Source organism: Paenibacillus sp. GYB004, assembly GCF_036577605.1.
GTDB lineage: Bacteria > Bacillota > Bacilli > Paenibacillales > NBRC-103111 > Paenibacillus_AB > Paenibacillus_AB oceani.
The window spans coordinates 74293-95080 of the sequence record NZ_JARBDB010000065.1 but is presented as its reverse complement, the minus strand read 5'-3'; the positions used below and the strand labels follow the sequence as shown (position 1 = coordinate 95080).

Annotated in this window: 17 protein-coding genes; 14 read left to right on the top strand and 3 right to left on the bottom strand. The window is 53.5% G+C overall.

Features of this window, described 5'->3' with window-relative positions; genetic code table 11:
- Nucleotides 1-141 precede the first annotated feature (141 nt).
- The 5 genes from PV433_RS29415 to PV433_RS29395 all read left to right on the top strand — a co-directional run bounded on the left by PV433_RS29415 (nt 142) and on the right by PV433_RS29395 (nt 5179).
- Nucleotides 142-822 carry a response regulator transcription factor gene (locus PV433_RS29415; RefSeq protein WP_332075561.1) on the top strand — a complete coding sequence of 227 codons (681 nt, stop codon included), beginning with the start codon at nt 142-144 and terminating at the stop codon, nt 820-822.
- Entirely contained in the window at nt 819-1937 is a 1119-nt protein-coding gene (locus PV433_RS29410; RefSeq protein WP_332075560.1) for a sensor histidine kinase, read from the top strand. Before PV433_RS29415 ends, PV433_RS29410 begins: the two co-directional genes overlap by 4 nt.
- The gene (locus PV433_RS29405) at nt 1871-2179 is read left to right on the top strand and encodes a sensor histidine kinase (protein ID WP_332075559.1); all 309 of its coding nucleotides are present in this window, start codon (nt 1871-1873) and stop codon (nt 2177-2179) included. Before PV433_RS29410 ends, PV433_RS29405 begins: the two co-directional genes overlap by 67 nt.
- Before the next feature lie 107 nt (nt 2180-2286).
- Nucleotides 2287-4530: an MMPL family transporter gene (locus tag PV433_RS29400; RefSeq protein ID WP_332075558.1), complete on the top strand. Its 2244-nt coding sequence runs from the start codon at nt 2287-2289 to the stop codon at nt 4528-4530.
- A 187-nt stretch (nt 4531-4717) separates the two neighbouring features.
- Nucleotides 4718-5179 (top strand): hypothetical protein, encoded by a 462-nt coding sequence (locus PV433_RS29395; RefSeq protein ID WP_332075557.1) that lies wholly within the window; start codon nt 4718-4720, stop codon nt 5177-5179.
- A 289-nt stretch (nt 5180-5468) separates the two neighbouring features.
- Here PV433_RS29395 and PV433_RS29390 read toward each other — a convergent pair whose 3' ends face one another.
- The gene (locus PV433_RS29390) at nt 5469-5858 is read right to left on the bottom strand and encodes a potassium channel family protein (protein WP_332075556.1); all 390 of its coding nucleotides are present in this window, start codon (nt 5856-5858) and stop codon (nt 5469-5471) included.
- A 452-nt stretch (nt 5859-6310) separates the two neighbouring features.
- On the opposite strand from PV433_RS29390, the gene PV433_RS29385 reads away from it, so the two are divergent.
- From PV433_RS29385 to PV433_RS29375, 3 genes are all read left to right on the top strand, one after another.
- Nucleotides 6311-8071, top strand: coding sequence for an ABC transporter ATP-binding protein (locus PV433_RS29385; protein WP_332075555.1), 1761 nt, complete (start codon nt 6311-6313; stop codon nt 8069-8071).
- Complete coding sequence (locus PV433_RS29380) at nt 8064-9794, top strand: ABC transporter ATP-binding protein (RefSeq protein ID WP_332075554.1); 1731 nt, start codon at nt 8064-8066, stop codon at nt 9792-9794. The genes PV433_RS29385 and PV433_RS29380 overlap by 8 nt, the downstream gene beginning before the upstream one ends.
- A gap of 103 nt (nt 9795-9897) precedes the next feature.
- Nucleotides 9898-10779, top strand: a complete 882-nt coding sequence (locus tag PV433_RS29375; protein WP_332075553.1) for a C40 family peptidase — start codon at nt 9898-9900, stop codon at nt 10777-10779.
- Between the two features lie 211 nt (nt 10780-10990).
- Here PV433_RS29375 and PV433_RS29370 read toward each other — a convergent pair whose 3' ends face one another.
- Together PV433_RS29370 and PV433_RS29365 are read right to left on the bottom strand one after the other, a co-directional pair.
- The gene (locus PV433_RS29370; protein ID WP_332075552.1) at nt 10991-12775 is read right to left on the bottom strand and encodes a sensor histidine kinase; all 1785 of its coding nucleotides are present in this window, start codon (nt 12773-12775) and stop codon (nt 10991-10993) included.
- 5 nt (nt 12776-12780) lie between these two features.
- The gene (locus PV433_RS29365) at nt 12781-13557 is read right to left on the bottom strand and encodes a response regulator transcription factor (protein ID WP_332075551.1); all 777 of its coding nucleotides are present in this window, start codon (nt 13555-13557) and stop codon (nt 12781-12783) included.
- A gap of 341 nt (nt 13558-13898) precedes the next feature.
- On the opposite strand from PV433_RS29365, the gene PV433_RS29360 reads away from it, so the two are divergent.
- The 6 genes from PV433_RS29360 (at nt 13899) to PV433_RS29335 (ending at nt 20452) form a co-directional block, all read left to right on the top strand.
- The gene (locus PV433_RS29360) at nt 13899-15227 is read left to right on the top strand and encodes an ABC transporter substrate-binding protein (RefSeq protein ID WP_332075550.1); all 1329 of its coding nucleotides are present in this window, start codon (nt 13899-13901) and stop codon (nt 15225-15227) included.
- Nucleotides 15228-15370: 143 nt separating this feature from the next.
- Complete coding sequence (locus PV433_RS29355) at nt 15371-16267, top strand: carbohydrate ABC transporter permease (RefSeq protein WP_332075549.1); 897 nt, start codon at nt 15371-15373, stop codon at nt 16265-16267.
- A 23-nt stretch (nt 16268-16290) separates the two neighbouring features.
- Nucleotides 16291-17109 carry a carbohydrate ABC transporter permease gene (locus PV433_RS29350; RefSeq protein WP_332075548.1) on the top strand — a complete coding sequence of 273 codons (819 nt, stop codon included), beginning with the start codon at nt 16291-16293 and terminating at the stop codon, nt 17107-17109.
- Nucleotides 17110-17156: 47 nt separating this feature from the next.
- Nucleotides 17157-18227 (top strand): Gfo/Idh/MocA family protein, encoded by a 1071-nt coding sequence (locus PV433_RS29345; RefSeq protein ID WP_332075547.1) that lies wholly within the window; start codon nt 17157-17159, stop codon nt 18225-18227.
- A 32-nt stretch (nt 18228-18259) separates the two neighbouring features.
- The gene (locus PV433_RS29340; RefSeq protein ID WP_332075546.1) at nt 18260-19534 is read left to right on the top strand and encodes a lactate racemase domain-containing protein; all 1275 of its coding nucleotides are present in this window, start codon (nt 18260-18262) and stop codon (nt 19532-19534) included.
- A 198-nt stretch (nt 19535-19732) separates the two neighbouring features.
- Complete coding sequence (locus tag PV433_RS29335; RefSeq protein ID WP_332075545.1) at nt 19733-20452, top strand: FadR/GntR family transcriptional regulator; 720 nt, start codon at nt 19733-19735, stop codon at nt 20450-20452.
- Nucleotides 20453-20788: the final 336 nt, after the last annotated feature.

Sequence of the window (20788 nt, the reverse complement as noted above, 5' to 3'; positions counted from 1 at the left end):
TGAATGATTGCGGTTACATTATAACACAGCATGTCCCTACTACTGAATGTAAGGACTTGGGAGCCCGCGATTTTTGCGGCAGCTTCCGGGTTGGGGTTATAATGGGAGTAGCGTAAAATAACCGGAAGGAATGGACTTCTAGTGAAGACGACGATCTTGATCGCGGACGACGATCCGCACATTCGCGAGCTGCTGCGTTTTTATTTGCGCAAGGAGCTTTATACGGTATTGGAGGCGGCGGACGGCGCCGAAGCGCTTCGCATTCTGGAGTTCGAGCACGTTCAGCTGGCTGTCGTCGACGTGATGATGCCGGTGATGGACGGCTGGGAGCTGTGCCGCCATATCCGCGAATACGCCAACATTCCGATCATCATGCTGACGGCCAAAGGGGAAATTAACGACAAGGAAGTTGCCTTTCGGGCCGGAACCGACGATTATCTCGTCAAACCTTTCGAGCCCAAAGAGCTGTTGTTTCGCATAAAAGCGCTGCTGAGGCGTTACCAGACCGTATCTTCGAAGCGGATTCGCATGCGCGATACCGTGATCGACCGGACCAGCTACGAGGTGCGTGTCGGAGGGGAAGCCGTCGCTTTGCCTCTCAAGGAGTTCGAACTGCTCGCCCAGCTCGCCGCCTTTCCGAATATGACCTTCACCCGCGAGCAGCTGCTGGATGCGATCTGGGGGGCGGATTTCGACGGGGACAGCCGGACGATCGACGTTCATATCAAACGGCTGAGGGAGCGGTTTCACGGCCGGACGGACGATTTTACGATTACGACAGTGCGCGGGCTCGGTTATAAACTCGAGGTACAGGACGAATGAAATCGTTATACTCGCGAATCGTAGTCACCTTTGTCCTAATTGCTCTGTTTAGCGGTGTCGTAGCGTTGTTCGGCGTCAATCTGTATTATCAGCAAAGCCTGAAGTCCTATAACGAGCAAAAAATCGCCAACATCGCCAAAGAGATCCGTTCGCTGTACGGCCAATCGGGCCCGATCGACCTGCACGCCTATTTTTCCGGGATCGCCAGCATGGGGTTCCAGCTGTACGCCGTAGACGAGGGGATGAAAGGGACGTTTTACGGCGCTCCCTTCAAGCGCAGCGATATCGATCCTTCCGTCGTCCGCCGCGTTCAGTCCGGGGAAACGTATATCCCCACGAGCAAGTTCGTGACAGGTTTGTTCGAGAATACAATCCGGCACAGCGTAGGAATCCCGTTTCAGACGTATGGTCAAACGTATGCTTTATTCGTGCGTCCCAATATGGAGCTGCAATTCGGAGAGGTCCGGACGCTCGCCGGACTGCTGCTGGCCGGTACTTTTCTGCTCAGCCTGCTGTTCATCTTCGTCTTTTCCCGATATATCGTCAAACCGGTCGAGAAACTGACCGAAGCTACGACCGCTATTGTGCAAGGCCAGTACGATATGGAGCTCGACGTGTTGAGACGGGACGAGATCGGCAATCTGGCCCGCCACTTTTCCAGTATGGCCAAGACGCTGCAAAAGCTGGACGATATGCGGCAGGAGTTCGTATCCAGCGTCTCGCACGAGATCCAGTCGCCGCTCACCTCGATACAAGGATTCGCCCAAGCGGTGCGCAACGAACCTCTCACCTCCGAGGAGCGTGACCGTTATCTGGAAATTATCGAGGAGGAAAGCAGGCGGCTGTCATCGCTCGGCAAACAGCTGCTCACGCTCGCTTCGCTCGACAAGGAAGCGGATATCATAAAAAAATCGGCCTACCGGCTCGACGAGCAGCTCCGGCAAGTCGTCCTGCAGACGGAATGGCAGCGTCACGAGAAAGAAGTGCTCGTCGAGCTGGACGCTCCCGAAATGATGATTACGGCTGACCGGCAACTGCTCAATCAGGTTTGTCTTATCTGCTTACGAACGGCATCAAATTTTCCGATCCCGGCCAGACGATCCGCATCAAGGTAACCGTGGGCACGGAGATTGCCGTTACGGTCAGCGACCAGGGCATCGGCATCCCGGAAGCGGAGCTGGGTCACATTTTCGAACGGTTCTACAAAGCCGACAAAGCGCGGAACCGGACCCGCTCCGGCAGCGGGCTCGGGTTGTCCATCGCCTTGAAAATCGTGCAGCTTCACGGCGGCGCGATCGAAGCGCATAGCCGGCCGGGCGAAGGCACCACCTTCGTCGTCCGGCTGCCTCATCTATAATCCTCTACCATTCCCCATCTGTAATGCTCCATTCATCTCCTGTTCATATTCGGTCTCTACAATTTCGGTTGTGAGAACAAATAAGACCAGGAGGTGGATTTTTCACGATGCTGCATGCACTCCAATCCCTAACTGGCTGGGCCGGCAGCCGCAAAGGCGCCAAAATCGTCCTGGCCGTCTGGCTGATCGTCATCGTGCTGTTAAGCGGAATCGCGCCCGCTGCCAAAAAAGAAGCCGTCAGCGCAGGTGAAGGAAGCATACGCGGCGATACGCCGTCGGCAATCGCCTCGCAATTGCTGGACAAGCATTTCCCGTCCGACGACGGCTTGCCCGCGCTTATCGTGTTCCATCGCGAGGCAGGTATCGGCGAAGCGGAACGGGCGGTCATCTCGGAGATGAGCCGATGGCTCTCCTCGCCGCAGAAGCCGGAGCATGCGGGAGGCGCCCTGCCGTTCCACGAGCTGCCCCGGCCGGTGCAGGACAGTCTGATGTCCGACAATCAGACGACTCTGCTGTATCATCTCAGTATGAAGAAAGGAACCGATTCCGCCGGGACGTACGAGACGATTCTGCAAATCCGGGACTGGCTGGACGCGAACGGCTCCACCGGGCTGCAAGTGGAAATTACCGGGCCTGCCGGCATCGCTTCCGATACGCTGGCCCTGTTCAAAAACGCGGATCTCGTGCTGCTGTTCGCGACGATCGGGCTGATTCTCGTTCTGCTGGTCGTCATTTACCGTTCGCCGCTGCTCGCTCTAATTCCGCTCGTCATTGCAGGCCTAGTCTATCAGGTCGTAGACCGGACGATCGGTTTCGCCGGCAAGATGGACTGGTTCGTCATCGATAGCCAGGCGCTCTCGATCATGCTGATTCTGCTGTTCGCCGTCTTGACCGACTACTGCCTGTTCGTCTTCTCGCGGTATCGCGAAGAACTGCGTAAGCTCGGCAGCCAGTACGACGCGATGAGGGTGACGATGTCGCAGGTGGGCGAACCGATCTTGTTCAGCGGCGGCACCGTATTGATCGCGATGTTAACGTTGTTTGCCGCAGTCTTTAAGCCGTATCACAACTTCGCCCCGGTGTTCTCGATCGCCATGGTCGTTATCCTGTTGGCAGGCTTGACGCTGATTCCGGCCGTGTTCGCCTTGGTCGGCCGCAAAGCGTTTTGGCCGTTCGTGCCGGTGCTCGAGCCGGAGCGGCCCGTTAAGCGCAAAGACGGATTGTGGTCCAAAACCGGTTCGCTGGTCGTCAAACGTCCGGCGGTCATCGCTTCGGCGCTGCTGATCGTGCTTACGGCGTTATCCTTCAATGTCACGACCGTAAAGTATTCGTTTAATTTATTGAAGTCGTTCCCGGAGGAGCTGTCTTCCCGCCAAGGCTTCGAACTGCTGGAGCAAAACTTCCCGAAAGGCAAGCTCGCTCCCGTAACTGTACTGCTCACATCGGAGAAGGAGATGGCGGTTGATGAACCGTTCCTTCAACATATCCAAAAGCTCGGAGCCGCGATTCAAAACGTCGGGCACATCGACTCGGTTACTCCGGCTATTGTTCCCGGAATGGGAACACGGGATGCCCCGCTGCCGCGAAACTTTGTTGCTGATGATCGGCACGCGATCAAGCTTCAACTGACACTTGCGGATAATCCGTACGACCCTGCTGCATTGGACACGGTATCGGCTTTGCGGCAATCGTCGGCCGACCTGCTACGCAGCAGCGGGTTGGATGCTTCCAGCCACGAGCTGCACTTTGCCGGCCAGACCGCAGAGCAATTGGATGTGAGCATCATGAACCGGCGGGACACTGTCGTTACGTTTGCGCTGATCGCCGTTCTGATCACGATGATGCTGATGTTCCAGACCCGTTCGCTGCTAGCCCCGGTCATCATGATGGCGACGATTCTGATCTCGTATCTCGCGACGCTGGGTCTCGGCTGGTTCGTATTCCATACGCTGCTCGGCTACGAAGCGATCAGTTACCGGATTCCGGTATATACGTTCGTCTTCCTGGTCGCTTTGGGCGTCGATTACAACATTATGCTCGTCTCCCGGATTCGCGAAGAAGCGACTAAACATCCGTGGAACGTTGCGGTACAAAGAGGCGTATCGCTTACGGGAAGCGTCATCTCGTCGGCCGGTATCATCCTGGCCGCTACGTTCGCCGTACTGACGACGCAGCCGATGCAGGAACTGTTTTTGTTCGGATTCACGATGGCGATCGGGATATTGCTCGATACGTTTCTCGTGCGCGGCGTCTTGCTGCCTTCCATCCTGACGCTGGTCGGAGGCAAGAGCGACAGCCGGAAGGCCGGACCGTCGTCCGCGGTCGGCGGTCCCAGAACGCCTGCCGGTTAAAAGAAAAGCTTCTAAACGACTAAACGATGCATTTCCTATGATGAACGGCTCTGCATAAGCGTATCTTTTCTTGCGAGCAGAGCCTCTCCGTTTGCTTATCGAAGCTTTGTCGAAGCAACGTTTTGAAGTTTAATCGCGTTAGCAATCAATCTGTAATTATAAAAAATGAAGGAGAGGAATGATCCGTATGTTCGGAACAATGTTGTTTTTACATTTGACCAGTTTGATCCTCTGGTTCGGCGCGTTATTCGCCATCGTCGTCCTGCTCGGCATGGCGCGGAGGCGCGACGTAGCCCAGGAAGCCAGAGCGCTTGTTGGCAAAGCGGTGCGGCTGTTCGGCTGGCTGGCCCACCCAAGCTCCATCGTGGTGCTGGTCAGCGGCATTTTGATGATTATCGAGATGGACTTTGGCGATACGGCAAAACCTTTGTGGCTCACCTATATGGAACGCGGGGGAGGAACGATCATTCTGGCGGCGATCGTGCTGACCGCCCTGTTCGGCCGTAAGGCGGTCAAACGGCTGACCGTGCCGGAGAACGGTGCGGCAGCCGCACCGCGTGCAGGCGCAGCTTTGCCGGCGGTAACGGTATTTACCGTATTGATGCTGGCGATCTTGTCCGTGGTTCTCGTGGTCAGTCTGCGGCTATAATGTTGCAGGGTGGAGTGTAGTTTGTAGTAATTTGCAGTGTAATTTGCAGTGTAATTTGCAGTGTAATTTGTAGTGTAAGGTGCAGTTGAAGGCGAGGTAATATAAAAGTCTTTGGCACCTATTTTCGGGAAGCGGAACCTATTGCTGCGGCTCGACCTCTTTAAGAAAAACCGCCCGGACGATATGCACGATACCGGGCGGTTCTTTCGTTTTGTATACACGTCGATACTGTTCGGTTCGCTGCCACGTGCACCTCTCCATTCAGGTTTCCAGCGGAGGTTGGCCACACTTAACCGTCCGAATCGGACCGTTTTCGTCTGGCTTTATGGAGGAACACTTTGGTTGCGTCCCGCTTCTCTTCATTCTGGAACATGATCGCGTAAGCGAGATGGGCGATGAGCGCCAGAAACAGGCCGGTCCCTACGACGATATATACCATCGTAAAGATTTTACCTAACTCCGTCTGGGGTACGAAAGTTGGATGGCCTACTGTACTGAGCGTAGCTACACAAAAATATAAAGCATCCAAAACGGATAGGTTTTCTTCGGCGGTATAAAAGATCGTCCCGGACAGCAGCATGAGCAGAATCAGTACAAAAATAACTCGGAAATTGTCCTGTTTAAATGCGCGGATCACTCCGCCCAGAAGTCTTTTGACGGTAAGCAGAAACGAAAGCATGGCGGCGGTCCTCTTTCCGTGATCGGTATGAGACTGAATCTATGAAGCCGTCAAGACCGGCTGATTCGTGCTGTTGGAGCAGTAGCGATCTATGTAGAACTGTAGCGATTTATAGGGCTGAATTAAGTTTCATCTAACTGTATCGAGTTGTGTAGATCTGTGTCGAGTTAGCACAGAACGGGATCGAGTTGTATTGTACCGTGTCGAGTTAACATAGATCTCATAGATAGGCCAAACCGGCTAACAACCCGGCGGGACCCAATCCGCTCGCAAACATAGAAAAAACCCACATTCATTGTGGGTTGTCGCATTTTAGACATATCTTAACACAAGCAGGGTGTCCTCGACATCCATAATATTAGTATAACGAAAAGGGATTTATAAGTCTATACTTTTCCCTATTTTTCCTTTACTTTTTGGGTGTGACAGTTTATTCACCCAAGGAGGTCCCCATGACGGCACCGCCATACCGAAGCCGTGTCCGGTTTTTGCTGGAACGGTTGTCCCCTTACCGAACGCGTATTCTTCTACTCTTCGCCTTAATCTGCACAGGCATCGTGATCCACATGTACAGCCCCCGGTACATCGGACTTTTTATCGACCGGGCAGCCGCCGGTGCCGATTCGTCCTTGCTATTCGTCACCGCCTTGCTGTTCCTGACGCTGACGATAAGTCGGCAGCTGCTTGTAATTGTCGTTCAGTCGCTTACCTCCGATCTCCACTGGAAAGTGACGAACAGGCTGCGGCTTGATCTGACCCGGGCATGCTTGAGACGCGAGCTGGCCTTTTACCATGCACACACACCGGGCGAGCTGGTCGAACGGATCGATGGCGATGTCGGCAGACTCGGCAACTTTTTGTCCGCCTTTCTCTTGAAGGTGATCGGCAATCATCTCCTGATCGCCGGCATTGTCGCCGCGATTTTTTTCCTCCATCCGCTTCTCGGCTGGGTTGGTTTACTCTGCTCTACGGCAGCGCTGCTCATCTTGCACCGGATGGGAAGTTACGGAACCGCCACTGTAAAAAGCTATATGGCCCAATCCGCCAGCCTGCTCGGGCTCCTGGACGAAACTCTCTCGGGGCGGGAAGACATCCGCGCGCTGAACGGCTCCTCCTACGCCTTCTCCGTCTACTACCGGGGCTTAAGACGGCTGTATCCGGTACGCAAACAAACGGGAAAAACGTTGGCCGTCGTTCTTAATACCGGCGACATTACGCTGGCTTCCGTCATGTCCGCCATGCTCCTGGCGATGGGGCTGCTCTCGGTTCACGGCAGCGGACTGAGTCTGGGTACGATGTTTCAAGTGTATTACTACATGACGCTGCTGCTCGTCCCTCTGCGCAATATCGTCGGGGAAATGTCGGACTTGCAGCAGGCCGGCGCTTCGGCAGATCGCGTCAGGGAGCTTTTGGCTGATGCGGACAACGCTGATTCGAAGCAGAGCGGCCGTTCTTTCCGTTGGAACGGCGATGACGGCATCCCGGTGAGCTTCGATAACGTCTCGTTCGGATACGACGGGACCGATCCGGTTTTGCGGGGAGTCAGCTTCCATATTCCCGCAGGGCGGTCGCTCGGGGTCGTCGGGAAAAGCGGAAGCGGCAAAACGACGGTCGCGAGACTTTTGTTCCGGATGTGTGATGCGCAGCACGGATCGGTCGCGCTCGGCGGGACGGATGTACGGACGCTGGACAAGGACAGCTTGCGAGCGGCGATCGCCTACGTTCCCCAACACGTCGAGCTGTTCGAAGGAACGCTGCGTGACAATATCACCCTGTTTGATTCCGGCGTATCCGATCAGCGGGTTATGGAGGCGATCGCGCTGCTGCGGCTGGACGATTGGCTGAAGGCGGTTCCCGGCGGTCTCGATCGGCGGATCGAACGGGACGGAAGCAATCTTTCCGCAGGTGAAGCGCAGCTCCTTGCTATGGCCAGAGCGTTTCTGAGAAGCCCGGGGCTCGTTATTCTCGACGAAGCGACGTCCCTCCTAGATTCCGCCACAGAGCGGACAATCGGGAACGCGATTAACGCGCTGACCCGGTCACGCACATCCATTATTATCGCCCACCGGGTGCAAGCCGTCGAGAACACGGACTATGTGCTGCTGCTGCGGGACGGCCAAGCGGTCGAATTCGGGGAAACCGCGTTGCTCGCACGTTATCCGTCTTCGGAGTATGCCAAATGGCGAAGGGAAGCAGGTGACGGCGATGCGTAACGCATGGACGGTTTTGAAAAACATTTTTTGGTACTATCCGTTTCATTATTCCGCAGTTACCGTTCTCCGCATAGTCGGCTTCGCCGGACTGGGGGTGCTGTCCGGGATGTTGATCAAACGTTTTTTCGATCAGGCGGCAAGCGCTTCGGGTCTAACGGAGGCGCAATTGTACGGAATCGTGGCGCTGCTGATTGTCGTCCCGCTCGTTCAGGCATTCGCCTATTCGGTCGATCTGGCGCTGAGCTACGGCTGGACGGAAATTATACGCGCCGTCTTCCGGCGAAACATGTACCGGCACGTGCTGGAGCAGCCGGGCGCGGCGGCGTTGCCCGTTAGCCACGGAACCTTGATGAATATGCTGCGGACCGACGTGGCGATGCCCGAATCGCTGATGTGGCAATTTCCGTATCTGCTCGGTTATTCGCTCTTCGCTCTGATCGGTTTCGTCACCTTGAGCCTGATCGACTGGACGGCGACGCTTGCCTTGTTCGCTCCCCTTCTGCTCGCCCTGCTTGCGGTCCGGCTGCTGAAGCCGCGCATTGCTGTTTATTTCGAACGGCAGCAGAGCGCTACGGACCTGTATCTCGGACAGTTGACAGACATTTTCCGCCACCATCAGGCGATCCGCATCAACAACGCCGACGGAGCTTTAATCGACAGACTCGGCAAGCTGGGAGAGGAGCGCGCGGCGGCAGGCAAGCGGAACGCGGTATTTACGGTCTTGATGGAATCGGTGCTGGATAACATTGTGAACGTAGGCATGGCCATATTCCTTCTGCTGATCGGATATACGATGGAGCAAGCGGGCTTCACGGTCGGCGGATTTACGCTGTATGTTTACTTTCTGGGTTATGTCGCCCAGATGATCCGGCTGTACGGGACGGTTACGTCCGGACTGCGGACAACGGAAGTATCGCTCGGACGGATCGGCCGCCTGCTCGGAGACGGCAGCTTGCAGACGTTAACGCGGAACGACTCGCTTTATTTGGACCGGGAGCCTCCGGTTTTCCAGCCTCAGACGCTTCCGATCCGTCGGCTTGAGCAGGTTGAAGTGCGCCGGCTCGGCTACAGCTATCCCGGTACGGATCGAGGAATCCGGGATGTAACGTTCCGTCTGCTCCGCGGATCGTTTACGGTCGTGACGGGACCGGTGGGTTCGGGCAAGACGACGCTGCTGCGGACGATGCTCGGACTTCTGCCGAAAACGGCGGGAGAGCTGAGCTGGAACGGGGAACGGATCGATGATCCGGCAAGCTTTATGGTTCCGCCGGCAGCCGCTTACGTGCCCCAGATGCCCATGCTGTTCAGCGGTTCAGTGAGGGACAATATCCGGCTCGGCTATCCCGATTCGGATATGCGGTTGGACGACGCGATAAGAACGGCGGTACTGGAGAACGATTTGGCTCGTTGTCCGCACAGGGTGGACACGCTGCTCGGCTCGTCCGGCTTGACGTTGTCGGGAGGCCAGCGGCAGCGTGTCGCGATCGCCCGGATGGCTTACCGCCAAGCGGAGCTGTGGGTGCTCGACGATAGTTCCAGCGCGCTGGATGCGGAGACGGAGAACTTGCTGTGGGCGCGGATCGACGCGATCCGGCAAGCGCGCGGGATCACCTGCCTCGTGGTTAGCGCGAAGCCGTATGCGCTGAGGTATGCCGATCAAATCATCGCTTTAAACGAAGGCCGGATTGACCCGGCATTATCCCGGTTCCTGGGAGACGCTTAACGGCCGATCAGATGAAAGAATGGGACAGATTTACTTACATGCTATATTTTCAACAATGAAAAGTATTCCTATCAAGGCTACAATTGCTTCAGGAGGAGATGACATGAAAAAGAAGATTATCAGTATGGTTTCTATCGCAGCACTGTCCCTTACGATTTCCACAAGCGCCTTCGCCTCACCCGCCACGGTAGAACGTTCGGTAAACTTCCGATCGGCACCATCCACCGGCAGCAGTGTCTATCAATTGATTAGCAAAGGCTCTACCGTCGATATTTTGGAAAAGGTAAACTCGTATTGGCTGAAAGTTTCCTATAACGGAAAAGTCGGATACGTATCGACCGATTACATAAGCGGTTCTGCAACACCATCAACCGGCAACGGCACTGTTACCAAATCGGCCAATTTCCGGTCGGCGCCGTCCACAGACAGCTCCGTATACAGGCTGCTGAAAACCGGAACGACCTTTCAGGTGCTAAGCAAAGTCAATAATTACTGGTTACATATTTCCGTAGGCGGACAACAAGGATACATATCGACAGACTACGTTTCATACAATGGCGGATCGACAAAGCCGCCGACCACCCAGCCGCCTACCGTACCTTCATCGGCCAAAGCCGACCGGATTATCGCCCATGCCAAATCGCTGATCGGCAAAGTGCGGTATGAGTTCGGAGCTAACCGGGCTCCTTCGGTGCTGGACTGCTCGTCATTCACAAAATACGTGTTCGGTCTGGAAGGCGTATCGATGAAATGGGGAACGCGATTCCAGAAAGATGACGGTGCCGCCGTATCCAAGAGCAATCTGCAGAAGGGCGATCTGGTCTTTTTCTGGACAAGCAAGGCCGGAACGATCAACCACGTCGGCATCTATATGGGCAACGGACAGTTCATCCACAACAGCCCTTCGTTTAACGGCGTAGGAATTTCTTCGCTGGAGTCGGGGTATTGGGAGAAGCATTACATTAGCGCACGCCGTGTATTGTAATCGGACTACATAAGATCTTAATACTAGCAGACAGGACGAACGCCCGGTTTGGCTTCACGGCCACGACCGGGCGTTTTCTTAACCGATGTCAACAGATCCGGGTCATTTGACCGCCGGTCATGGCGGCCAGCTCATCCGGCCTCAGCTCGAACACCGCTTTCGGATGTCCCGCCGCATCATTATCATTTGTCATCATAATCCAAGTCAAAGTTTACTTGTCCAACGGTACGAGTCCTGCCGTCGAGGGGATGACCATAGAAACTGCCGTCCCCCAGCCGGGCTTGCTTCTGATCTGCAGTCCGTACTCCTCGCCATAGTTCAGCTTCAAGCGTTTATCGGTGTTGAATAGCCCGATATGTTCGGAATCCTCTTCCGAGTCTTTCAGCTTTTCCCTGATGATTTTCATGTTTTGGGGCGCGATGCCCGCGCCATTGTCGATAATGGAGATGTGGAGCCGTTCATTCACCGCAAAGGCCTTCACCTTGATCAAACTTTTCCCTTCTTTTTCGCGAATGCCGTGGTAAATGCTGTTCTCGATAATAGGCTGCAAGATCAGCTTAATGACTGTATACCGATTCACGTCGTCATCGATGTCCCAGACGAGATCGAATTGGTCCTTGTAGCGGATTTGCTGAATATCTGTATAACTGATCGTTCGTCGGATCTCCTCCTCCAAGGTGACCCGTTCTTCGGGCTTGCTCAGCGAATAGTCCAGCAGATCGGACAAATTCTCAATCATATCACTGACCTCGTTCCGTTTTCCCGAGAGCGCGTATGACTTCCAATAAATGGTCCTGAGCGTATTGAACAGAAAATGAGGGTTGATTTGCGCCTGCAAGGCTGTAAGCTCCATCGCCTTCATTCTGAACTTCTTTTCGGACAAAGCGATCTTCAGGAAGCTGTGCTCGATGAACGTTTTCAATATATTGTTGATGATATAGCCGTACTCGTCCTTAACGCGGGTCGTCATCTGCGGAAACGGTCCCCCGTTTTCGGCTAAATCCAGGATGCGCACGATTCTGGAGATTTGTCTGTAGTTGCGTCGCGTAATGAAATACGCCAGCCCAAGGCCAATCACATAGGCCGCCGCCAGCAGCATCAGCATGAGCTTGCCGAGCTTGGACGGAAACTCGTAAAGCGTATGATGCGGAACGATGGAGAAATATTTCCAGCCGTATCGATCGGACTCGTGTTTGGAAATGATGTAAGAACCGCTTGCAAAAGTCATCGTAAAAAAGTCCAGCGGCGATTGACTGATCCGATTCAAATCGATATCCTGCAATAAAGCGGTGTTCGAGTTTTGAAAGATGACTTGATCGTCCGCATTCATAATGAGCAAGCTCTGATCGGCCAGAGGCGTAGTACTCGTCAAAATATTTTCAATATAGTTCGGCAATATATTCAGGACAATGACTCCGTTGCGCGAAGACATGCGATGGTAGATCGTCATAATCTGAAAAGGCTTCTCGTCGAAGGAAGCACGCTTGATCTCCCTGGCTTCCGTCCAGAACGTCTTATTCCGCTCTTGTTTCCGGTAGCTGGCATACCAGGCGTTGTCCGATACCTGATTCAGGTTGGCAATTCCTTCGCTGGAGGAGAAAAACCGGCTGCCCGCGCTGTCATAATAGACGTAGATGGAATAAATATACGGCCTTGCGCTCGGGTCGGCGTTCATAAACCCTTTTATGACTTTGGTAACGGCGTTTCTTTCGTAGGTGGCCGAATTGCTTTGCAGGATGGCATCCATTTCAAAGCCGATATCGGCGTTTGCATCGTATACCAAGCTCAACTGATCGATTTCGTTTAAGACAAGCTCGATGGTTTCCTTCGTTTGTTTCAAGATGCTGGCGCTGTTTGTATCGATATTGTTTTTTAGCTCGTTTTGCGTCAGCATGATCGACGACGCGCCATAGACAATTAACGGAATCAACAAGAGGATCAGGAACAGAGCCAGGTTTTTCAAAAAGAAGCGTTTTTTCAAGGACTGCCCCATCATTCCTCCTACTCTCCCCGCTTGACGCTTTCGTTCGTTCGGAAAGCACGCGGACTTTTGCCGTAATAGCTTTTAAATCTTCTGGTGAAGTTCTTCACGTTAGTATACCCGAGTAGAGCGCTTACATCCGAGGCCCTGTGTCGCACGTCCTTTAACAGTTCAACCGCTTTTTCCATACGCACGTCCAGCAAATAGTCGGAAAAATTTTGTCCGGTCTGTTTCTTGAACAGCTTGCTCACATAATTCGGATGCATATGCACAAGTCTGGCCACGTCGTCCAGCTCAACATCACGATAATGCTCTCTGATATGGCTTTTGATGGCGAGAATAACCCGATCATAATAATTTTGGACTTCTTCCGAATCCTCCGCGGTCGGCTCCTTGTCGGGCACTTCCATCGTATACGTTTCTTGATCCAGCTCGTCTTTCACCTTTTCAAATACGTGAACCAGCTCGCTGAATTTGGTGGATTTGACAACATAGCTCTTTACTCCGAACGACAACGCTTTTTGTGCGTATTCAAACTCCCGGTGACCGCTGAAAAAAATAATTTTGATCTTCGATTTTTGCTTATACAGTTCCTCGGCCAACTCGATTCCGTTCATCACAGGCATTTTTATGTCGCAAAGAACTACGTCCACGGTATGCTTTTGGAGAAATTCCAACGCCTGCTTGCCGTTTTCCGCTTGCCCTGCAATCTCAAAACCGATCTCATCCCAAGGGAAAAACCGGCATAAACCCGATCTGATCTCATATTCGTCGTCCACAAAAAGAAGCTTGTACATGCTCACTCCTCCTGGCGGTATCAGTTTGTGCTTTTCATCGTATCCGTCCCGATGCCGGTCGTCAAGTTCATTTTTAGGACTGAATCGATTGCCGCCGAAGCTGCAAGCGTTTCGTGAAAGCGCTTTATGATGTAGAAATTTCTCTTTTGAGCCGGATAATATTCATTCATGAGGCTATAATATCGTTTTATGATTCCTTTATCCCCTGGAAGCTTCTTGAACTGACTAATAAACGATACCCAAAAGTGAACGGAGGTGCGTTATTGAAACCGACATCACCTGCTATACTAAGACTCAAGGTCGATCGATCACCGACATAGAGCACACGAGGAGGTCAAAATATGAAAGGGCTTTCGAAAACAGTTCGTGCGGCATGCGCCATCCCCTTACTGGCTTTGGCGGTTGCAGGCTGCGGGAGCAGCGAGCCGTCCAAGGACAGCACCAAGGCATCCGGCGGCAAACCCGTTACGATGCGATTTTCCTGGTGGGGCTCGGACCCGCGCCATAAAGCTACGCTGGATGTTATTGCCCTGTACGAATCGAAAAATCCGAATGTGAAAATTGAAGGCGAATATATGGGGTCGGACGGGTACAAAGAGAAGCTGATGACTCAGCTGGCCGGAGGCTCCGCTCCGGATATTATGCAGATCGACCCGCCATGGCTTGCGGACTTTACCAAGCAATTCAATTCCTTTGCCGATTTAAGTCAGATGCCTGACATAAACACGTCCGGCTTCGACCAAGAGTTCGTCAAAAATTACGGCGTCGTCGACGGCAAGCTGGTCGGTCTTCCGACCGGGATCAGCGGCATTACGATGGTCCTAAACAAGGACGTGCTGACGAAGGCCGGTATCGATCCGAATACCGTTTGGGATTGGGATACCCTTCTGACCGAAGGAGCCAAAGTGAACAAGGCCGATCCCAAATCGTATTTCCTGGCGACCGATCAATTCGCCACTGTCATCCAGATTTTGCCTCCTTACTTGAAGCAAAAAACAGGCAACCAGATCGTCAAGGACGACTATACGCTCGGGTTTACAAGAGCCGATCTTGTGGATGCCTTTACCTACTTGAAGAAGCTGTTCGACAACAAGGTAGTGGAGCCTGCCGCCCAGCAATATTTGTTCAAGGCCAAATATTTCGAGAATCCGGTCTGGGCGAACAAGCAAGCCGGATCGACGATCGAATGGATTGCGGCTATCGGTCCCCGTATGGAGCCGTTCAGAAGCTCGGCAGACGTCTCCCTCCTTCCGATCGCCAAGGATGCGAAGGATACCGGCGTAATTGTCAGACCGGCCAACATGCTCAGCATCAACAGCAAGTCGCCTGACAAAGAAGAGGCTGCGAAGTTCTTGAACTTCTTCTTCAACGATAAGGAAGCGCTTGCTATCCTTAAGGATACCCGGTCGGTCCCTCCGACCGAAATCGGCAGACAAGTCAGCGCGGAGAAAAATCTGATCGACCCGCTCATTCTCAAAGCCATCGAGCAAGCTTCCAAGAAGCAAGGCATGGCCGACAATGTGATCTCGCTCAATATCCAGCTCCAGAACATCATGATCGACACTGTAGAGAAAGTCGGTTTCGGCAGATCGACCCCGGAAGCGGCGGCAGACGAGATGATCAAGCAGTTCCAGTCCAAGCTGACCGAATTGAAAGCGGCAGCCAAATAAGAACGGATCCACTAATAGCGGGAAAGGAATGAAAGAGGCAAAATGCCGGCGGAAACGAATCGACCTGGTTCCCCGGCTTTTGCTCCCAACCTCGACCTTTCCTTGTATCCCCTTCTTACTTTACGCGAAAGCTGGCTGATAGGATGAAAGTAACCGATCGAATCAAATTAAAAGATTTCACGGGTTTGCTGTATATATCGCCATGGATCATCGGTTTTCTGGTGTTTCAGTTTTACCCGATCCTCTCCTCCTTTTACTACTCGTTCACGGATTACTCTATGGCTCGGGACCCGAGATGGATCGGCCTGAAAAACTACGTCGATATGTTTACGATCGATCCCAACTTTCTGCTTTCTTTAAAAGTAACGATCGTCTACGTCCTGATGGCCGTACCGTTAAAACTGATGTTTGCCCTCCTCGTAGCGGTCATCTTGAACCTGAAGCTGAAATTCGTCAACTTCTTCCGAACCGTCTACTACATTCCTTCCATCCTGGGCGGAAGCGTTGCCATTGCGATTTTATGGAGAGCGATGTTTCTCAAGGACGGCTTGGTCAACCATATACTCGCCTTCTTTCACATCCCTGCAGTGGATTGGTTCGGAACTACGTATATGGCGCTGTTCACATTGAGCTTGTTGACCGTCTGGCAATTCGGGTCCTCCATGGTGCTCTTCCTGGCGGGCTTGAAGCAAATTCCGCAAGAACTGTACGAAGCCGCCGGTATGGACGGCGCATCCAGGCTGAGAACGTTTTTTACGATCACGTTGCCGATGCTGACACCGATTCTTTTCTTCAACCTGGTCATGCAGTTGATCGGTGCTTTGCAGGAGTTCACTTCCGCTTTCGTCGTCACGAACGGTGCTCCGATGAAAGGCACTTATTTGTACGGCATGAAGCTGTACGAGGAGGCTTTCTCCAATTTTAAAATGGGCTACGCCTCCGCCCTTTCGTGGGTCCTGTTTGTTTTGATTTTGGTGGTGACGTTCCTGCTGTTCCGATCATCAAAACATTGGGTGCACTACGAGGATGGAGGTCGTTGACAGTGAAAGCAGGAAGAAATCGCTTGATTCAATATGCTCTGCTGGTTGTATTTGGCATCATTATCGTATATCCGCTCATTTGGCTGTTTCTGGCCTCGTTTAAAACGAACGATGAAATTTTTGGCGTGGCGAACCATTTCCTGCCGGCGAATTTTTCCTGGAAAGCCTATGCGGCCGGGTGGAAGGGAAGCGGCCAGTTTACGTACGGCGACTTTTTTATCAATACGTTCAAACTGGTCATTCCCACTGTAATCTTTACCGTTGCCTCCAGCATTCTCGTCGGCTACGGCTTCGCCCGATTCAAGTTCCCTATGCAAAACCTTTTGTTCTCAATCATGATCTCGACGCTTATGCTGCCGAATGCGGTCATTATTATCCCGAGATACATTCTGTTCAAGCACCTGGGCTGGCTGGACAGCTACTACCCGTTTATTGTCCCGGCGATCTTCGCCTGCTACCCGTTCTTCGTCTTTTTAATGGTGCAGTTTTTCCGCGGACTGCCTAAGGAACTGGACGAGTCCGCCCGTCTGGACGGCTGCAATTCGTTCTCCATCTTGACGAAAATTTTACTGCCGCTGTGCAAGCCCGCCGTATTCTCGGTCGCACTGTTCCAGTTTATATGGACGTGGAACGACTTCTTCAACTCCTTGATTTTTATTAACAGCATCAAGAAGTATACGCTCATGCTTGGCCTTCGCATGTCGCTGGACGCGCAAGCGGCTGTGAACTGGGATCAGGTGATGGCTATGGCGATCGTCACGATTGTACCCAGTATCGTCCTGTTTTTCTTTTCGCAGAAGTACTTTGTGGAAGGCATTGCGACGACCGGTTTGAAAGGATAACGATCTGATGATAGTCCGAAGCGGACAACTAAGGGAGGCATTTTGGCATGAAAGCACGTATTGGTGTCATTGGAGCAGGAATTTACGGGACGAAAATTTTGAAGGCTTTCTCGTTTGCGGCGAAAATGGGCGACATCGAATTGGTTGCTTTGGCGGATCTGAAAGAAGAAGTTGTGCAGCAGCAAGCAAAGGCGTTCGGCATCAAAGGATACTTGGACTACAAAGAGATGCTTCAGCAGGAGCAGCTCGATGCGGTCGCGATCGTGACGCCCGACTTCCTCCATCGGGAGATTACGCTGGAAGCAGCCAAGTACGGCGTCCACGTGCTGGTTCAGAAGCCGCTGGATACAAGCACCGAGGGCGGTTTGGATATGATCCAAGCGGCGCGGCAAAACAACATTATGTTGTACGTCGATTTCCACAAACGATTCGATCCTGGACATATGCAGCTCAAGAACGATATCAAGCAGGGCAAGCTGGGACATATTCAATACGGCTACGCGTTTATGGAAGATCAAATCGTCGTGCCCTCCGTCTGGTTCAAAAACTGGGCGCAGCACAGCTCGCCCGCCTGGTTCCTGGGCATTCATTTCTATGATCTGATCTATTGGCTGCTGGAATCCAAACCGACGCGCGTATATGCCACCGCGACGAAGGATAAGCTGATCGGCATGGGCATCGATACGTACGACTCGATACAAGCCAAGTTCGAGTTCGAGAACGGCACGCAATTTTCGATGGATTCCTCCTGGATTTTACCGGTCGGCTTCCCTTCCATCGTCAACCAAGGCATTCGCCTCGTTGGCTCGGACGGCATATCGGAGGTCGACAGCCAGGATCGCGGCATATCGAGCGCTTTCGAGAGCGAGCCGACCGCGATCGTATTGAATCCGTTTGCCGCGCTTGAAGTGGAACGTCCGTTCTATGGCCTCGCTCCGCAAGGGTACACCTTTGAATCGATGTTGTACTTTACGAAGTTAGTCGGTCTGCTGAAGAACGGCATGAAGCTGGAGCAGTTGGAAGGCGCATATCCGAACGGTGAAGAAGCGCTAGTCTCCACCCGCATGTGCGAAGCGGTGCATCAGAGCGTAGAGTCAGGGCAAATTATCACTATGTAACGGCAGCGATGGACGAAGGAGAGTGACGGACCGTGAGCGTATTTTACGATTTGCTGCAAGAGGTGCCCATGCCCAAGATGGTCAAGGTTAGACAGAAATTCCCGCGTCCCTCGATTGCGCCGGACGATATTCCGCACAAGATGAACGACACACTGGCGCATGTCGGCATCTCGGATCTCGTCGTTCCCGGCATGAGAATCGCCATCACGGTCGGCAGCAGGGGCATTCGCAATATTGCGCGCATTATAAAGGAACTGGTCAGGGCGCTCCAAGACAAGGGCGCCCTCCCCTTCATCATTCCGGCTATGGGCAGCCACGGCGGCGGAATCGCGGAAAACCAGCAAAAGATCATCGAGGACTTCGGAGTGACGGAAGCCTACTGTGGCTGCCCGATCCGGGCGACAATGGACACGGTGCAGGTCGGCACGACGTCCGAAGGCCATGCTGTTGTCATTGACAGCTACGCCGCGGAATCGGACGGCATCGTCGTGGTCGGGCGCGTGAAGCCCCATACCGCTTTCCGGGGAGAATACGAGAGCGGCCTCATGAAGATGATGGCCATCGGCTTGGGCAAGCGCGAAGGCGCCAACGCCTGCCACGCGGCAGGCTGGAAGCATATGCGCCGTCTGATTCCGCTGTTCGGCAATACGATTTTAAAGAACGCCAACATTTTGTTCGCCGTGGCCATCATCGAAAATGCATTCGATGAAACTTGTATGCTGGAGGCGGTTCGCAAGGAACGAATTGCCGAGCGGGAACCCGAACTGCTGATGCAAGCGAAAGCGATGATGCCGCGCATCTGGATCGAGGAGACGGATGTGCTCATTGTCGATAAAATCGGCAAAAACATTAGCGGCGACGGCATGGACCCGAATATTACCGGCACGTTCGCCACGCCTTATGCGAGCGGCGGACTGAAGTCGCAGAAGGTGGCCGTGCTCGACGTGACGGACGAAAGCCATGGCGTCATCATCGGCGCCGGCATGGCTCATGCCACGACCCGAAGATTGTTCGACAAGGCGGATTTGGAAGCCTCCTATATCAATGCGCTGACTTCCACCGTTTTTGACGTAGTACGCATTCCGATGATTTTAAACAGCGACCGTGCCGCCATCGCCGCCTGCATCCGGGCCAGCAATGAAATCGACATTCGCCGACCGCGAGTAATTCGTATCGCGGATTCTCTTCATATGGAATATATCGAGGTATCCGAAGCGCTGATGGACGAGGCGGCCAGCCACCCGAATCTGGAAATCGTCGGTGAGCTGCAAGAGCTGCCGTTCGACGAGCAAGGGAATTTGTGGTGACAACGATTGAACCGATGCTGCAGCGGATGCCGGAATGGAAAACGAGACAAATGTGGCCATGCATCTGTCCCGTATCAACGAATTTTCTTATTGCCGATTCCCCCGCCACATCCCGTTTTGAGAACATCATGCGCCCTTTTCCCATACCATCCGCTCCTGTGCTACAATAGAATAATATTTTCTGATGGAGGCTTAGGGATGGAAGTGACGCGTATCGCCGCAAATAAAATATACGAACAAATCGCCGAGCAAATTAAGCAGCAGATCGTCGGCGGGAAACTGCCGCCCGGCCATAAGCTGCCTTCCACCCGGGAGCTGACGGAACGTTATCAGGTCGGCCGTTCGACGATGCGCGAGGCGCTGAGCATGCTGAAGGCGATGGGGCTGATCGAAATTCGCCAAGGCGAAGGCTGCTACGTTCGCAGCATCGAGGACATCGAGATGGAGGCTCCCCGGTTCGAGTTTTTGTTCACGAGCCTGGAAGCGGTCGCCGAGCTGCTCGAAGCGCGGATCTCGCTGGAGGTCGCCAATGCGGGGCTGGCGGCGGCGAAGCGGACGGACGAGGATCTGGCCGCCCTGCAAAACGTCCTGTCCGACATGGACAGCGAGCTCGGGACGGAAGCGGTCGGGGAAAAGCAGGACATGCGGTTTCACCTGACGCTGGCGAAGGCGACGCACAACTCCATCATGGTCAAGCTGCTGGAGACGATCTCAGCGCAGGTGGAGCTGACGATCCGGGAGACGCGCCGGGTGAGGCTGTACGCGAACAAAGCCATTGCAAGCCAGCTGTGGCACGAGCATAAGGCGATATTCGATGCCGTAGCCGCCCGCGATGTGGAGCAGGCCCAGGCCGAAATGCGCCGCCATCTGAACCACGTCGAAGACGAGCTGATGAAATCGATGCGGCGCAAGAGCTGAGCGGGCGGGTAGGCAATTGCCTAGTCCACGGGCGGGTCGGGGCACCTAGAACCGATTTTCCTCGAGAAAAAACCTCAGCCTCCAATTTACTGTGGAAGTTGAGGTCCCTGGCGGCTCCTGCGGACAAGAATGAAACTCGCAATCCGCATATAGATCCGAAAAAATCGCTAGGGATGACTGTCGATCTAAAGGTCATGCGGGAATAACAATTTTGGGGAATTTTCTTAATCCCCCTTTTCAAGCCTTCACTTGTCTGATAACCTGATAATAAGAACAGTAAAAACATCGGAGCTCGTCCGCTCGTCTGCTTCAGCAAATTCATAACGTTTCAGAACG

What these genes read in the sequence shown, in the direction of transcription:
- PV433_RS29400 (WP_332075558.1), top strand. Translation starts at nt 2,287, where the DNA reads ATGCTGCATGCACTCCAATCCCTAACTGGCTGGGCCGGCAGCCGCAAA.
- PV433_RS29390 (WP_332075556.1), bottom strand. Translation starts at nt 5,858, where the DNA reads ATGCTTTCGTTTCTGCTTACCGTCAAAAGACTTCTGGGCGGAGTGATC.
- PV433_RS29335 (WP_332075545.1), top strand. Translation starts at nt 19,733, where the DNA reads ATGGAAGTGACGCGTATCGCCGCAAATAAAATATACGAACAAATCGCC.
- PV433_RS29360 (WP_332075550.1), top strand. Translation starts at nt 13,899, where the DNA reads ATGAAAGGGCTTTCGAAAACAGTTCGTGCGGCATGCGCCATCCCCTTA.
- PV433_RS29380 (WP_332075554.1), top strand. Translation starts at nt 8,064, where the DNA reads ATGCGTAACGCATGGACGGTTTTGAAAAACATTTTTTGGTACTATCCG.
- PV433_RS29385 (WP_332075555.1), top strand. Translation starts at nt 6,311, where the DNA reads ATGACGGCACCGCCATACCGAAGCCGTGTCCGGTTTTTGCTGGAACGG.
- PV433_RS29395 (WP_332075557.1), top strand. Translation starts at nt 4,718, where the DNA reads ATGTTCGGAACAATGTTGTTTTTACATTTGACCAGTTTGATCCTCTGG.
- PV433_RS29365 (WP_332075551.1), bottom strand. Translation starts at nt 13,557, where the DNA reads ATGTACAAGCTTCTTTTTGTGGACGACGAATATGAGATCAGATCGGGT.
- PV433_RS29410 (WP_332075560.1), top strand. Translation starts at nt 819, where the DNA reads ATGAAATCGTTATACTCGCGAATCGTAGTCACCTTTGTCCTAATTGCT.
- PV433_RS29345 (WP_332075547.1), top strand. Translation starts at nt 17,157, where the DNA reads ATGAAAGCACGTATTGGTGTCATTGGAGCAGGAATTTACGGGACGAAA.
- PV433_RS29375 (WP_332075553.1), top strand. Translation starts at nt 9,898, where the DNA reads ATGAAAAAGAAGATTATCAGTATGGTTTCTATCGCAGCACTGTCCCTT.
- PV433_RS29370 (WP_332075552.1), bottom strand. Translation starts at nt 12,775, where the DNA reads ATGATGGGGCAGTCCTTGAAAAAACGCTTCTTTTTGAAAAACCTGGCT.
- PV433_RS29355 (WP_332075549.1), top strand. Translation starts at nt 15,371, where the DNA reads ATGAAAGTAACCGATCGAATCAAATTAAAAGATTTCACGGGTTTGCTG.